General features: G+C 69.5%; 13 protein-coding genes and 1 pseudogene. 6 read left to right on the forward strand and 8 right to left on the reverse strand.

Features of this window, described 5'->3' with window-relative positions; all coding sequences use genetic code 11:
• Positions 1-32: 32 nt before the first annotated feature.
• The 6 genes and pseudogenes from AB0D85_RS14400 to AB0D85_RS14425 form a co-directional block, all read right to left on the reverse strand.
• Positions 33-920 carry a carbohydrate ABC transporter permease gene (locus AB0D85_RS14400; RefSeq protein WP_362318832.1) on the reverse strand — a complete coding sequence of 296 codons (888 nt, stop codon included), beginning with the start codon at positions 918-920 and terminating at the stop codon, positions 33-35.
• Positions 917-1,897 carry a sugar ABC transporter permease gene (locus AB0D85_RS14405; RefSeq protein ID WP_362318835.1) on the reverse strand — a complete coding sequence of 327 codons (981 nt, stop codon included), beginning with the start codon at positions 1,895-1,897 and terminating at the stop codon, positions 917-919. Before AB0D85_RS14405 ends, AB0D85_RS14400 begins: the two co-directional genes overlap by 4 nt.
• Positions 1,898-1,906: 9 nt before the next feature.
• The gene (locus AB0D85_RS14410) at positions 1,907-3,220 is read right to left on the reverse strand and encodes a carbohydrate ABC transporter substrate-binding protein (protein ID WP_362318837.1); all 1,314 of its coding nucleotides are present in this window, start codon (positions 3,218-3,220) and stop codon (positions 1,907-1,909) included.
• 281 nt (positions 3,221-3,501) lie between these two features.
• Entirely contained in the window at positions 3,502-4,287 is a 786-nt protein-coding gene (locus tag AB0D85_RS14415; RefSeq protein ID WP_362318839.1) for a GntR family transcriptional regulator, read from the reverse strand.
• A gap of 29 nt (positions 4,288-4,316) precedes the next feature.
• Positions 4,317-6,188, reverse strand: a complete 1,872-nt coding sequence (iolD, locus tag AB0D85_RS14420) for a 3D-(3,5/4)-trihydroxycyclohexane-1,2-dione acylhydrolase (decyclizing) (RefSeq protein ID WP_362318842.1) — start codon at positions 6,186-6,188, stop codon at positions 4,317-4,319.
• Between the two features lie 134 nt (positions 6,189-6,322).
• A pseudogene (locus tag AB0D85_RS14425) lies at positions 6,323-6,475 on the reverse strand (5-deoxy-glucuronate isomerase); the annotation flags it as partial.
• Positions 6,476-6,885: 410 nt separating this feature from the next.
• On the opposite strand from AB0D85_RS14425, the gene AB0D85_RS14430 reads away from it, so the two are divergent.
• From AB0D85_RS14430 to AB0D85_RS14455, 6 genes are all read left to right on the forward strand, one after another.
• A complete protein-coding gene (locus AB0D85_RS14430; protein ID WP_362318845.1) occupies positions 6,886-7,905 on the forward strand; it encodes a sugar ABC transporter substrate-binding protein in 1,020 nt (339 codons plus the stop codon).
• The gene (locus AB0D85_RS14435) at positions 7,905-8,981 is read left to right on the forward strand and encodes an ABC transporter permease (RefSeq protein WP_362319269.1); all 1,077 of its coding nucleotides are present in this window, start codon (positions 7,905-7,907) and stop codon (positions 8,979-8,981) included. Before AB0D85_RS14430 ends, AB0D85_RS14435 begins: the two co-directional genes overlap by 1 nt.
• Before the next feature lie 4 nt (positions 8,982-8,985).
• Positions 8,986-9,897 (forward strand): ATP-binding cassette domain-containing protein, encoded by a 912-nt coding sequence (locus tag AB0D85_RS14440; protein WP_362318847.1) that lies wholly within the window; start codon positions 8,986-8,988, stop codon positions 9,895-9,897.
• A gap of 3 nt (positions 9,898-9,900) precedes the next feature.
• On the forward strand, positions 9,901-10,803 hold the full coding sequence (locus AB0D85_RS14445) for a sugar phosphate isomerase/epimerase (protein ID WP_362318850.1): 903 nt from the start codon (positions 9,901-9,903) through the stop codon (positions 10,801-10,803).
• 130 nt (positions 10,804-10,933) lie between these two features.
• The gene (locus AB0D85_RS14450; RefSeq protein WP_362318853.1) at positions 10,934-11,104 is read left to right on the forward strand and encodes a hypothetical protein; all 171 of its coding nucleotides are present in this window, start codon (positions 10,934-10,936) and stop codon (positions 11,102-11,104) included.
• 379 nt (positions 11,105-11,483) lie between these two features.
• Positions 11,484-11,753, forward strand: a complete 270-nt coding sequence (locus AB0D85_RS14455) for a hypothetical protein (protein ID WP_362318856.1) — start codon at positions 11,484-11,486, stop codon at positions 11,751-11,753.
• Between the two features lie 69 nt (positions 11,754-11,822).
• Here the strand turns inward: AB0D85_RS14455 and AB0D85_RS14460 are convergent, their stop codons facing one another.
• Both AB0D85_RS14460 and AB0D85_RS14465 read right to left on the reverse strand, forming a co-directional pair.
• Positions 11,823-12,827 (reverse strand): Gfo/Idh/MocA family oxidoreductase, encoded by a 1,005-nt coding sequence (locus AB0D85_RS14460; RefSeq protein ID WP_362318860.1) that lies wholly within the window; start codon positions 12,825-12,827, stop codon positions 11,823-11,825.
• 131 nt (positions 12,828-12,958) lie between these two features.
• A complete protein-coding gene (locus AB0D85_RS14465; RefSeq protein WP_362318864.1) occupies positions 12,959-13,735 on the reverse strand; it encodes an SDR family oxidoreductase in 777 nt (258 codons plus the stop codon).
• Positions 13,736-13,739 lie beyond the last annotated feature (4 nt).

The following is a 13,739-nucleotide window of genomic DNA, read 5'->3' on the forward strand; positions in this document are numbered from 1 at the left end:
GGTGCGCGCGCCCCCGGCCGGGTGGAGCCGGATCAGCCCTTGGCGGAGCCCAGGGTCAGACCGCTGACGAACTGCTTCTGGAGCACGAAGTACACGATCAGCGTCGGGATCGCGGTGAGCAGCGAGCCGGCGGCGACCAGGTTCGGGTCGGTGAAGTACTGGCCCGAGAGGTTGTTCAGCGCCGAGGTGATCGGCATGTTCTCACCGGTCGAGATCAGCACCAGGGCCCAGAAGAAGTCGTTGTAGATCCAGATCGACAACAGGGTCGCCAGGGCGGCCATGGCCGGCTTGCACAGCGGCAGCGTGATCTGCCAGTACAGCCGCCACACCGAGGCGCCGTCCACCAGCGCGGCCTCGGTCAGCTCGTGCGGCAGCGAACGCATGTAGTTCGACAGCACGAACGCGCAGAAGCCGGACTGGAACGCCACATGGATCAGCACCAGGCCGAGCGCGGAGTCGTACAGCTTGCCGCTCGCGGTGATCCCCGGCAGGTTCGTCAGCAGGTACATCCGGTACAGCGGGGTGATGATGACCTGCTGCGGCAGCAGGTTGCCCGCGGTGAAGACCAGCAGCAGGAACAGGTTGACCCGGAAGTCGAAGCGGCTGACGTAGAACGCGACCATCGACGACAGGAACAGCGTGAGCAGCACGGCCGGGACCGCGATGACCAGCGTGTTCATGAAGTAGTGGGTCATGTCCGACTGCTCGAACGCGTTCTTGAAGTTGTCGAAGTTCAGCGTGTGCGGCCAGGACACGTAGCCGCGGTTGCTGGTCTCGCTGTACGGGCGCAGCGCCGAGAAGATCGCCCACAGCAGCGGGGCGAGCCACGCCAGGGCCGTGAGGGCCAGGAACGTGTGCAGCAGGACGCGGGCCGGACGGATCGGGGTGCGCTGCTTGGCCAGCGCGCTCACGGTGCTCATGCGCGCCGCTCCTTCCGGAAGGTCGCGATCAGATACGGAATGATCACGATCAGGGAGATGAACAGCAGCACCACCGCGATCGCCGAACCGTAACCGATGCGGCTCGACTCGCCGATGATGTTGTTGGTCACCAGGATCGAGAGCAACTCGGTGCCCTGGGCGCCCTTGTTGAACACGAAGACGAGGTCGAACGCGCGCAGCGCCTCGATGATCGTGACGACCAGGACGACCGTGTTGGTCGGGCGCAGCGTCGGGAAGATGACGCTCTTGAACGTCTGCCACTCGTTGGCGCCGTCGAGGGCCGAGGCCTCCCGCAGCGACGGGTCGACGCTCTTGAGACCGGCCAGGTACAGGATCATCATGTAGCCGGTGTGCCGCCAGGAAGCGGCGATCAGCACGGCCCACAGGTTGAGCTTGGGGTCACCGATCCAGTCGATGTAGTGGCCCGGCTTGTTGGCGCCGATGAGGCTGTTGATCAGGCCGGTGTCCGGGTTGTAGATGAGCTGCCAGACGAAGCCGATGCAGGCCAGGGAGATCACGACCGGCAGGAAGAACGCCGTCTGGTAGACCCGGCTGAACCGGATCTTCTTGTCCAGCTGCACGGCCAGGAACAGGCCGAACGGGGTCGGGATCAGGATGAGCACCACGAACCAGATGACGTTGTGCTCGACGGCGGGCCAGAACTGCGGGTTGTCGTTGAAGAGTTGCTGGAAGTTGTCGAGCCCGACCCACTTGATGGAGTCGAAGCCGATGCCGTCCCAGCTGGTGAAGGCCAGGAGGATCGAGGCGATCGCGGTCACCCAGACGAGGAGGACGTGGAGGACCGTGGGCACGCCCGCCATGAAGGCGAGCGTGATCCGGTCACGGCGGGTCAGCAGGCGCTTGTGGCCCTGCGGGACCCGCTTGTTCTTGGACGCGCGCCCAGGAGGCGGCACGGCGGCCGCCTCCTGGGACTTCGTGGGGGATTCAGTCGTCATTCAGGATGCTCACTCGGACGCGAAGATGGTCTTCTTCTGGCGCTCGATGGACGAGAGCAGGCTGTCGACGCCCTTGGGGTTCTGCAGGAACTTCTGCAGGGAGGGCTGCATCACCGTGGAGGTGAAGTCCGGCCGGGAGTCGCGGTCCATGAACTGGGTGAGGCTCTTGGCGGCGCCGATCATGTCGAACGCCTTCTTCTGCAGCGTCGAGTAGTCCGCGGTGCTGGCCTTGCTGGACGCGGCCACCACGCTCGGGTCGCCCTTGAGGTAGAGCTCCTCGGCCGCCGGGGAGCCCAGGTACTCCATCAGCTTGACCATACCGTCGTGGTTCTTGGGGGACTTGCTGACCATGAAGCCGTCGGTGGGCGCCTCGACGGTGTCCTGGCCGTACGCGGAGTTGATCTCCGGGAAGGCGAAGAAGTCGAGGTCGTCGAGGTCGGCCTTGTTGGTGAACTGCTGGGCCACGAAGGTGCCCAGGAGGTACATGCCGGCCTTCTTCGACACCAGGGTCTGGGCGGCGTCCTGCCAGGTGCGGCCCATGAAGCCGTCCTGGTGGTAGGGGAGCAGCTCGGCCCAGTGGTCGAAGACGGCCTTGACCTTGGCGTCGGTCCAGGAGGCCTTGCCCGCCATCAACTGGACGTGGAAGTCGTAGCCGTTGAGGCGGAAGTTGATCTGGTCGAAGGTGCCCATCGCCGGCCAGGCGTCCTTGTCGCCGAAGGCGATCGGGACCAGGCCGTCCTTCTTCATCTGCTTGCACAGGGCGACCAGTTCGTCCCACGTGGTGGGGACGGTGTACCCCTTCGCCTGGAAGACGCTCTTGCGGTAGAAGACCGCCCAGGGGTACGTGGTCATCGGCACGAAGTAGTACTTGCCGTCCGCGCCCTTGCTGAGCTTCTTCATCGCGTCGGGGAAGTTGTCCCCGATCTTCGCCCACACGTCGTCGATCGGGGAGGCGAGGTTCTTGGCCGCGAAGAACTGCATGCGGTAGCCGGCGAACCACTTGAACACGTCGTCCGGCGTGCCCTGCAGATACGAGTTGATCTGCTCCTGGAAGGTGTTGTGGTCCTTCGTGTTCACGTTGACGGTGATGCCGGACTGCTTCTTGAAGGCCGCGTACACGTCCGCGTACGCCTTCTTCGGCACGGCGTCCGAGTCGTTGGAGCCGACACTGACGGTCTTCGAGTCGGACGAGGACCCGCTGCTGCCACAGGCGGACAGCAGGGGTATGCCGGCGCCGGCGAGGAGGGCGGCCGAACCGGCACCGCGCAGGACGTTACGGCGGCTCGGACCCGGCACGTGAAGACCGGACGGGGAGATGCGCATGGCGGCTCCTGAGTAACAGGGTTCGGCAAGGGGAAGAGTTGATCTTCGAAAGGTCCCGAAACCGATCAGAAACCAACTCGGCCGAACATCGTGGGCGCAATAACAGCCGCTTGTCCGCTCATGCGTCAATAGCCTGCGTCTCTCTCGCCCGTCTCTTGCCCGAAACGTAATCGACATGGTCGCCTGCCGGTTTGTTGAACACAGCGGTACGACGGAGCCCCCACGGGACAAACTCCGTGGGGGCTCGTGTGCGGGCGTGTTGGTTTCATGCCCTGGACCTGCTACGGCCGTACCAGCAGTTGGAAGTCGAAGGCGTACCTCGACGCCCGGTAGACATGGCTGCCGTACTCCACCGGCCGGCCGGTGTCGTCGTAGGCCGTGCGCTGCATGGTGAGCAGGGCGGCGCCCTCCTTCTCGTCGAGCCGTTCGGCCTCCGCGGCGGTGGCGCTGCGGGCGCCCACGGTCTGCCGGGCGCTGTGCAGGCTGATGCCGGCCGTGCGCATCATCCGGTACAGGCCCGTCGACTCCAGGCGCTCCGTGTCGAGATCCAGCAGGGCGGCGGGCAGGTAGTTGCACAGGAACGCCACCGGCTGGCCGTGCGTGCAGCGCAGCCGCTCCAGCACGACCACCTCCGCGCCCTCCGCGATCCCGAGCGCGGCGGCGACCTCCGCGGTCGCCGGGATGCGCTCGTTGCGCAGCACCTGGGTGGTCGGGCCCTGCCCGGCCGACTCCAGGTCGTCGTAGAGGCTGCTCAGCTCCAGCGGCCGTTTGACCTGGCTGTGCACCACCTGGGTGCCCACGCCCCGGCGGCGTACCAGCAGGCCCTTGTCGACCAGCGACTGGATGGCCTGGCGGACCGTGGGCCGGGACAGGCCGAGCCGTACCGACAGGTCGATCTCGTTGCCCAGGAGATTCCCGGGGGCGAGCACACCGTGCTCTATGGCCTCCTCCAGCTGCTGGGCGAGCTGGTAGTAGAGCGGTACCGGACTGCCGCGGTCCAGGGCGAAGTCCAGGGTGTCGAGCGCCGAGACGGTCGCGGCGCGGACGGAATCACCGGTTCGGGCCACCGGGACACCTCCTTCCGGGGTTCGGGGGTTCACAGATGGCGACGGCGCTCGGCGAGCTGCCGGTCGTAGTCCTCGCGGGCCTGTACGGCGGCCTCGCGGGAGGCGGTCTCGGCGACCGGCACGTCCCACCAGGCCTCGGCCGGGGGCGCGGTGGGCGCCGGGTCGGTCTCGATGTACACACAGGTGGGCCGGTCGCTCGCGCGGGCCGCGGCGAGAGCCTCCCGCAGCTCGCGCACGGTCTTGGCGCGCAGCACCTCCATGCCGAGGCTGGCCGCGTTGGCGGCGAGGTCGACCGGCAGCGGGGCGCCGCCGAAGGTGCCGTCCGCGGAGCGGTAGCGGTAGGCGGTGCCGAACCGCTCGCCGCCGACCGTCTCCGAGAGGCCGCCGATGGAGGCGTACCCGTGGTTCTGGATCAGCACCAGGTTGACGGGCAGGCCCTCCTGGACGGCGGTGACGATCTCGGTCGGCATCATCAGATAGGTGCCGTCGCCGACCAGCGACCAGACCGCGACGTCCGGGGCCGCCTGCTGCACCCCGATGCCCGCCGGGATCTCGTAGCCCATGCAGGAGTAGCCGTACTCCAGGTGGTACTGGCGCGGCGAGCGGGCCCGCCACAGCTTGTGCAGATCGCCCGGGAGCGAGCCGGCCGCGTTGATGACAACGTCGTCATCCCCGACGACCGCGTCCAGGGCGCCGAGCACCTGGGTCTGCGTCGGTACGGCGTCCTCGTCGTCCGCGCGGTAGGCGGCCTCGACGACGGCCTCCCAACGCTCCTTGCCGGCCCCGTACTCGGCCTCGTAGGCGCCGTCCACCCGGTGCCCGGCCAGGGCCTCCATGAGGGCCGTGAGCCCCGCCCTCGCGTCGCAGACGAGCGTCCGCGCGGCCAGCTTGTGGGCGTCGAAGCCGGCGATGTTCAGGTTCAGGAAGCGGACGTCCGGGTTCTGGAAGAGGGTGCCGGAGGCCGTGGTGAAGTCCGTGTACCGGGTGCCGACGCCGATGACCAGGTCGGCGGTGCGGGCCGCGTCGTCGGCGACGGCGGTCCCGGTGTGCCCGATGCCGCCGAGGTCGCCCGGGTGGTCGTGGCGCAGCGAACCCTTGCCCGCCTGGGTCGAGGCGACGGGGATGCCCGTGGCCTCCACAAGGGCCCTCAGGGCGTCCTCGGCGCGGCTGTGGTGGACTCCGCCGCCCGCGACGATCAACGGCCGCCGAGCGGCCCTCACGGCGCGTACGGCGTCCGCCAGCTCGACCGGGTCGGGGGCGGGCCGCCGTACCCGCCACACCCGCTCGGCGAAGAACTCCTCCGGCCAGTCGTACGCCTCCGCCTGGACGTCCTGGGGGAGGGCCAGGGTGACCGCGCCGGTCTCGGCCGGGTCGGCGAGGACCCGCATGGCGTTCAGCGCGGAGGGGATCAGCGCCTCGGGGCGGGTGACGCGGTCGAAGTAGCGGGAGACCGGGCGCAGGGTGTCGTTCACCGAGACGTCGAACCCGGTCGGGTGCTCCAGCTGCTGCAGCAGCGGGTCGGGCGCGTGGCTCGCGAAGTAGTCGCCGGGCAGCAGCAGCACCGGCAGCCGGTTGATGGTGGCGAGGGCGGCGCCGGTCACCAGGTTGGTGGCGCCGGGGCCGATGGAGGTGGTCACGGCCTGTGCGGAGAGCCGGTCCAGCTGGCGGGCGTGGCCGACCGCCGCGTGCACCATCGCCTGCTCGTTGCGGCCCTGGTGGTACGGCATGACGTCGCCGTACTCCAGGAGCGCCTGGCCGATCCCGGCGACGTTGCCGTGGCCGAAGATGCCCCAGGTGCCGGCGATCAGCCGGTGCCGGACGCCGTCGCGCTCGGTGTACTGGACGGACAGGAACCGCACCAGTGCCTGGGCGACGGTCAGGCGGGTGGTCGGCTGGCTCATGGGGGACCTCATTCGGACGGGGCGGGGTGCGGGGGCGTGCGCGGGCCGGCCGGCCGTTCGGGCCGGGCCGCGCGGATCCGGGCGCGGTCCGGACGGCCGCCGATCCGCCGGGCCGGTCTCCGTGCCGGGCCGCCGCCGGTGCCGTGCGGCTCCGCCGGCACCGATGGAGCCGGCCCGTGGCGGGCGGGCTCCCGCCGGGGCCGGCGGGACCCGCGGAGCGCGCGGCGGCCGCCGGGCGAGGTGATCGTCGCACGGGCGGCGCGTGGAACGTATGCGGAATCGCTGACCTCGTCGGTGCAGCCCCCCGGCGCCGTACCCGCCGGGCTCCGGCGCGCGCCGGAGCCCTTCGCGCGCGCCAGGGGTACGCCCGGCGGGAACGGGTAGACATCGCCTTCGGAACGGCCCGTCGTCACGACGTCGAAGGCCCGTGCTGCCGACTCGGTCATACGAGGCTCCTCGGGGTGGGCTGATGCCCCTCAGGTGTAGATCGGAGCGGGTCGCGCTGTCAATGGTTTGTACTTACATTCGGACCTGAGTGTGAAATGATGTCTTAACAAAGTATTGACAGCGGGCCGCGCAGGGACTTGTATCCCGTCCCAACGCACAGCACCGACCCGGTCCGTCACTTTCCGGCCCGGGTCCAGGGATCGTCACGATCCCTTTCCTTTCCCCCGTCGCACAGTGAGGTGCAGGAAAGATGGACCGCTCTTCCCACTCCCGTCCGCGGAGACTGGCCCCCTTCGTCGCCGTGGCCGCGGCGGCCGCCCTGACCCTCGCCGGCTGCTCCAGCAGCTCCGGAGGAAAGAAGTCCGAGGAGGGCGGCTCGGCCGCCTCCGCGGGCAAGGCGAGCACTCCCCGGATGACGGTCGCGATGGTCACCCACCAGTCGCCCGGTGACACCTTCTGGGACATCGTCCGCAAGGGCGCCGAGGCGGCCGCGGCCAAGGACAACATCAAGCTCGTCTACTCCGCCGACCCGAACGCGGGCAACCAGGCCAACCTGGTGCAGAACGCGATCGACCAGAAGGTCGACGGGATCGCGGTCACCCTCGCCAAGCCGGACGCCCTCAAGGACGTCGTGAGCAAGGCGACCGCGGCGAACATCCCCGTCGTGGGGCTCAACTCCGGCGTGAGCGACTGGAAGAAGCTCGGCCTGATGGAGTTCTTCGGGCAGGACGAGACGGTGGCCGGCGAGGCGCTCGGCAACCGGCTGAACACGGAGGGCGCGAAGAAGGTCGTCTGTGTCATCCAGGAGCAGGGCAACATCGGCCTCACCCAGCGGTGCGACGGGGTGAAGAAGACGTTCTCCGGGACGACGGAGACCCTGTACGTCGACGGCACCTCCCCGACCTCGGTCAAGTCGACGATCACCGCGAAGCTCAAGCAGGACACCGCCATCGACCACGTGGTCACGCTCGGCGCCCCCATCGCGCTGATCGCGGTGCAGTCGGTGTCCGACGCGGGCAGCAAGGCGAAGATCGCCACCTTCGACCTGAACAAGGACCTGACCGGCGCCATCAGCAAGGGCACCATCGAGTTCGCCGTCGACCAGCAGCCGTACCTGCAGGGCTACCTGGCGGTCGACTCGCTGTGGCTCTACAAGAACAACGGCAACTACATGGGCGGCGGTGAGCAGCCGGTGCTGACCGGTCCGGCCTTCGTCGACAAGTCCAACGTCGACAAGGTCGCTCAGTTCGCCGCGAAGGGCACACGGTGATCGACATGAGTCAGCAGGCACAGCCGGCGGTGGCGACACCGCCGGCTCCCGGCCCGAAGGAGAAGGACGGCCGGACCGCACAACGGCCTCTCGCCCTGCGGTTGCTGGCCCGACCGGAGGTGGGCGTCTTCCTCGGCGCCGTCGCGGTCTACGTCTTCTTCCTGATCTCCGCACCGCCGGTGCGCGAGGCCAGCTCGATGGCGAACATCCTCTACCAGTCGTCCACCATCGGCATCATGGCCATCCCGGTCGCGCTTCTGATGATCGGCGGCGAGTTCGACCTCTCGGCCGGCGTCGCGGTGATCACCTCGGCCCTGACCGCGAGCATGCTGGCCTACCAGCTGACGATGAACGTGTGGGTCGGCGTGATCGTCGCCCTGATCGTCTCCCTGGCGATCGGGTTCCTCAACGGCTGGCTGGTGGTCCGCACCGGACTGCCCAGCTTCCTCATCACCCTGGGCAGCTTCCTGATCCTCCAGGGTGTGAACCTCGCGGTCACCAAGCTGGTCACCGGCAACGTCGCCACCGACGACATCAGCAACATGGACGGCTTCAACCAGGTCAAGGCGGTCTTCGCGTCGTCCTTCGACATCGGCGGCGTCCAGGTGAAGATCACCATCATCTGGTGGCTGGTCTTCGCCGCCATCGCCACCTGGGTCCTGCTGCGCACCAAGTACGGCAACTGGATCTTCGCGGTCGGCGGCAACAAGGACAGCGCCCGCGCGGTCGGTGTCCCAGTGAACTTCACCAAGATCTCCCTGTTCATGCTGGTCGGCTTCGGCGCCTGGTTCGTCGGCATGCACCAGCTGTTCTCCTTCAACACCGTGCAGTCCGGCGAGGGCGTCGGCCAGGAGCTGATCTACATCTCCGCGGCGGTCATCGGCGGCTGCCTCCTGACCGGTGGCGCCGGTTCGGCGATCGGCCCGGTCTTCGGCGCCTTCATGTTCGGCATGGTGCAGCAGGGCATCGTCTACGCCGGCTGGAACCCCGACTGGTTCAAGGCCTTCCTCGGCGTCATGCTGCTCGGCGCCGTCATGATCAACCTGTGGGTCCAGCGCACCGCGACCAGGAGGTGACCCGATGACAGACAACACAACCGGAACACACGGCGCCATCCTCCAGGACGACGCGCCCACCGACGGCGCCCCGATCGTCGAACTGCGCGGCACGGGCAAGTCGTACGGCAACATCCGCGCCCTGCACGGCGTCGACCTCAAGGTCTTCGCCAACCGGGTGACCTGCGTCCTCGGCGACAACGGCGCCGGCAAGTCCACCCTCATCAAGATCATCTCGGGCCTGCACCAGCACACCGAGGGCGACTTCCTCGTCGACGGCGAACCGGTCCGCTTCGCCACCCCGCGTGATGCCCTCGACAAGGGCATCGCCACCGTCTACCAGGACCTCGCCACCGTCCCGCTGATGCCCGTGTGGCGGAACTTCTTCCTCGGCTCCGAGATGACCAAGGGCCCCTGGCCCGTGCGCCGTCTGGACATCGCGAAGATGAAGGAGACCGCCGACCGCGAACTGCGCAACATGGGCATCGTCCTGGACAACCTGGAACAGCCCATCGGCACCCTCTCCGGCGGCCAGCGCCAGTGTGTGGCCATCGCCCGCGCCGTCTACTTCGGCGCCCGCGTCCTCATCCTGGACGAGCCCACCGCAGCCCTCGGCGTCAAGCAGTCCGGTGTGGTCCTGAAGTACATCGCCGCCGCCCGCGAGCGCGGCCTCGGCGTCATCTTCATCACCCACAACCCGCACCACGCCTACATGGTCGGCGACCACTTCAGCGTCCTGCGCCTCGGCACCCTCGAACTGAGCGCCGACCGCAGCGAGGTCAGCCTCGAAGAGCTCACCAACCACATGGCGGGCGGCGCCGAACTCGCGGCTCTCAAGCACGAGCTGTCCCAGGTCCGCGGTGTCGACACCGAGGAACTCCCCGAAGAGGAGGACCTCACCGCACCCGTCGCCACCGGTCCGGACGGAAAGGCCTGATCCATGGCGAACCCGCTCGACCGCATCCGAGTCGGCTCGGCCCCCGACTCCTGGGGCGTCTGGTTCCCCGACGACCCCCAGCAGGTCCCCTGGGAACGCTTCCTGGACGAGGTCGCCGAGGCCGGCTACTCCTGGATCGAGCTCGGCCCGTACGGCTACCTGCCCAGCGACCCCGCCCGGCTCACCGACGAGATCGCCAAGCGTGACCTGAAGGTCTCGGCGGGGACGGTCTTCACCGGCCTGCACCGCGGCCCCGCCGTCTGGGAGTCCACCTGGGAGCACGTCAGCCAGGTCGCCGCGCTCACCCAGGCGATGGATGCCAGGCACCTCGTGGTCATCCCCTCCTTCTGGCGGGACGACAAGACCGCCGAGATCCTGGAGCCGGCCGAGCTGACCGGCGAGCAGTGGGCCCACCTCACCAAGGGCATGGAACGGCTCGGCCACGAGGTGAAGGAGACGTACGGCCTGGACATCGTCGTCCACCCGCACGCCGACACCCACATCGACACCGAGGAGCACGTCGAGCACTTCCTCGACTCCACCGACTCGGAGCTGGTCAACCTCTGCCTGGACACCGGCCACTACGCCTACTGCGGCGGCGACAGCGTCAAGCTGATCGAGACGTACGGCGAGCGGATCGGCTACCTCCACCTCAAGCAGGTGGACCCGGCGGTCCTGGCCGACGTGCGGGCCAAGGGGACCCCGTTCGGGCCGGCCGTGGCCCAGGGCGTGATGTGCGAACCGCCCGCCGGTGTGCCGGAGCTGGGCCCGGTGCTGACGGCGGCACAGAAGCTGGGCGTGGACCTGTTCGCGATCGTCGAGCAGGACATGTACCCCTGCGAGCCGGACAAGCCGCTGCCCATCGCGGTGCGTACGCGAAAGTTCCTGCGGTCCTGCGGCGCCTGAGCCGCTTCCCGGAACCGCGCGGAGAGATCCGCGCGGTTCCGCGCGCCCCGGCGGGTTCGGGAACACCCGCCGGGGCGCGCGCGTTTTGCTGGGTGACGAGTGACGTCCGATACGACGGGGAGGACGCGGGATGACCCACGAGGAGACGGCGGCCGACGTGGTGGCGCGCAAGGAGCGTTTCGGCGCGCTGCCCGAGCGGATACGCCAGGAGGACATGGTCGAGACCCGGCCGGCCGTCCCACACGACCCGGACCGGGACGCCTACGACCCGAACGAGTTCGCGGTCCGCTACGGCCTCTGAGCGCTTCGCTGGAAGTGCCGCGATACGTAGGTGATCGTCTGCGGCGCCGTCGTGGCTGGTCGCGCAGTTCCCCGCGCCCCTTCGGGGCGCTGTCGAGGCGCAGGCCGATGGGAGCCGGACGGCGCAGCGGACGAGGAGGCGCTCGGTGCTGTGCCGGTTGTGTCGGCCCGGCGCCGGGGTGATCTCCCGCAACGCGGGGTCGCGGAAGCGGGCCGCGGGGCGTAGAGCGAAGTCCGGCAGCCGGCGGGTGGACACCTGCCGCCCGCGCTCGCCCGGTCCCTCCCGCAGCACCCGGGTCGGCTCCGCCATCCGCGCGAACTCACCGGCGGCGAGGAACCGCTCGCCCGCCGTGGCGGGCGAGGTCATCGCCCTGAGACGGATGCCGACCGGATCCCGGACGTCCACGACCTCCGGACCGATCCGCGGCACCCCGGGCATCGCCCCGGAGAGCATCCGGGCCACGATCCCGACGGAGCCGGCGGTGTCCGCCGTCAGCACCGGCCCGAACACGGCCCCGGGCAGCACGGTGGCCGGCTCGGTCGGCCCGTCGTACCCCGTACCGTGGCGGATCGACCCCGCGCGCCGTGACGCTGAGGCACGGGCGGTGCGGATCCTCGGGCTGATCGTGGACGGGCTGCGGGCGCGGTGAGGGAATGACCGCGGGGCGGGCCGGGGCCGCGTGCTCGGCCCTCGTCCCGCCCCGCCGCCGTGCGCGGTGTCAGGCTCCGCGCACCTCTGCGATCGTCACCGGACGGTGCTCGTGCAGAGACAGGGTGCAGGCCTCGGCGATCCAGCCGGCCTCCAGGGCGTCCTCGACCGTGCAGGGGGAAGGCCGGGTGCCGGCCACGACCTCGGTGAACGCGGTGAGTTCGGCGCGGTAGGCGGCCGTGAACCGGTCCATGAAGAAGTCGTGCGGGGTGCCCGCCGGGAAGGTCACGCCGGGCTCGACCGAGCGCAGCGGGAGCTTGTCCTCCAGGCCGACGGCGATGGAGTCCTGGAAGCCGTGGATCTCCATGCGGACGTCGTAACCCCGGGCGTTGTGGCGGGAGTTGGAGACCACCGCGATGGTGCCGTCGTCCAGGGTGAGGATCGCGCCGGTGGTGTCGGCGTCGCCCGCCGCCTTGATGTAGTCGGCGCCCCGGTTGCCGCCGACCGCGTACACCTCGGTGACCTCACGGCCGGTCACCCAGCGGATGATGTCGAAGTCGTGCACGGAGCAGTCCCGGAAGATGCCACCGGACACGGCGACATAGGCGGCCGGCGGCGGGGCCGGGTCCAGGGTCGTGGAGCGCACGGTGTGCAGCTTGCCGAGCTCGCCGGCCTGCACGGCTGCGCGGGCGGCCACGAAACCGGCGTCGAAGCGACGGTTGTACCCGATCTGGATCGGCACACCCTTGCCCTGGACGGCCTTGAGGACCTCGACACCGTCATTCATGTGCTTGGCGACGGGCTTCTCGCAGAAGACGGGGATACCGGCCTCGACACCGGCCAGGATCAGGGCGGGGTGGGCGTCCGTGGCGGCGGCCACGACGATGCCGTCCACCCCGGCGGCCAGCAGCGCCTCGGGCGAGTCCACGACCTCCGCCCCGAACTTCTCGGCGGCGGCCTTGGCGGCGTCCGCGAACGGGTCGGTGAAGACGAGCGACTCGACGACGTCGAGCCCGGCGAGGGTCTCGGCGTGAAAGGCACCGATGCGCCCGAGACCAAGAATTCCAATACGCATGGGCGTGTTACTCCTTGATGTGTACGCGCCCCACAGGGGCGCGGGGCTGTGCTGATATGCGGCTACCGCCGCGTGGGCGCGACAAGCCAGGACGCAGCCGCAGACGACTGGCGACCTACCGTGGCAACCCTTCAGTCGAGACCACCCAGAACGTTCTGGTCCCAATCGATCACCGACCCGGTGACCACCCCCGACCGCTCCGACAGCAGGAACACCACGAAGTCGGCGATCTCGTCGGGCTGCCCCAGCTTGCCCATGGGCAGCCTCGCCGCGGCCTCCTCCCGCCAGCCCTCCTCCGCCCCGTGGAACGCCCGCTGCGTCGCGTCCTCCCCCTCCGTCGCCGTCCACCCGATGTTCAGGCCGTTGATCCGGATCCGGTCCCACCGGTGCGCGTGCGCCGCGTTGCGGGTCAGCCCGATCAGGCCGGCCTTCGCGGCGACGTACGGCGCGAGGAACGGCTGCCCGCCGTGCGCGGACGACGTGATGATGTTGACGACCGTGCCCGGCGCCTTGCGCGCGACCATGTCCGCGACCGCCGCCTGCATCGCGAAGAACGGCCCCTTGAGGTTGATCGCGATGTGCTGGTCGAACAGCTCGGGCGTGGTGTCGAGCAGGGTGCCCCGGGAGGTCAGCCCCGCCGAGTTGACCAGGCAGTCGATCCGGCCGTACGCGTCGATCACCTCGGCCGCCGAGGACCTGGCCTGCTCGGCGTCGGAGAGGTCGGCCCGCACGTACATCGCCTTGCCGCCCGCCGCGGACAGCTCGGCCACCAGGGCCTCGCCGGGCTCCGGGCGGCGGCCGGTCACGGCGACCGTGGCGCCCTCACGCGCCGCGGCACGGGCGATCGCGGCCCCGACACCCTGGCTGCCGCCGTTGACGAGGACGACCTTGTCGTCGAGAAGTCCCATGAGA

The sequence above is a fragment of the Streptomyces sp. NPDC048277 genome, from assembly GCF_040652235.1.
Lineage (GTDB): Bacteria > Actinomycetota > Actinomycetes > Streptomycetales > Streptomycetaceae > Streptomyces.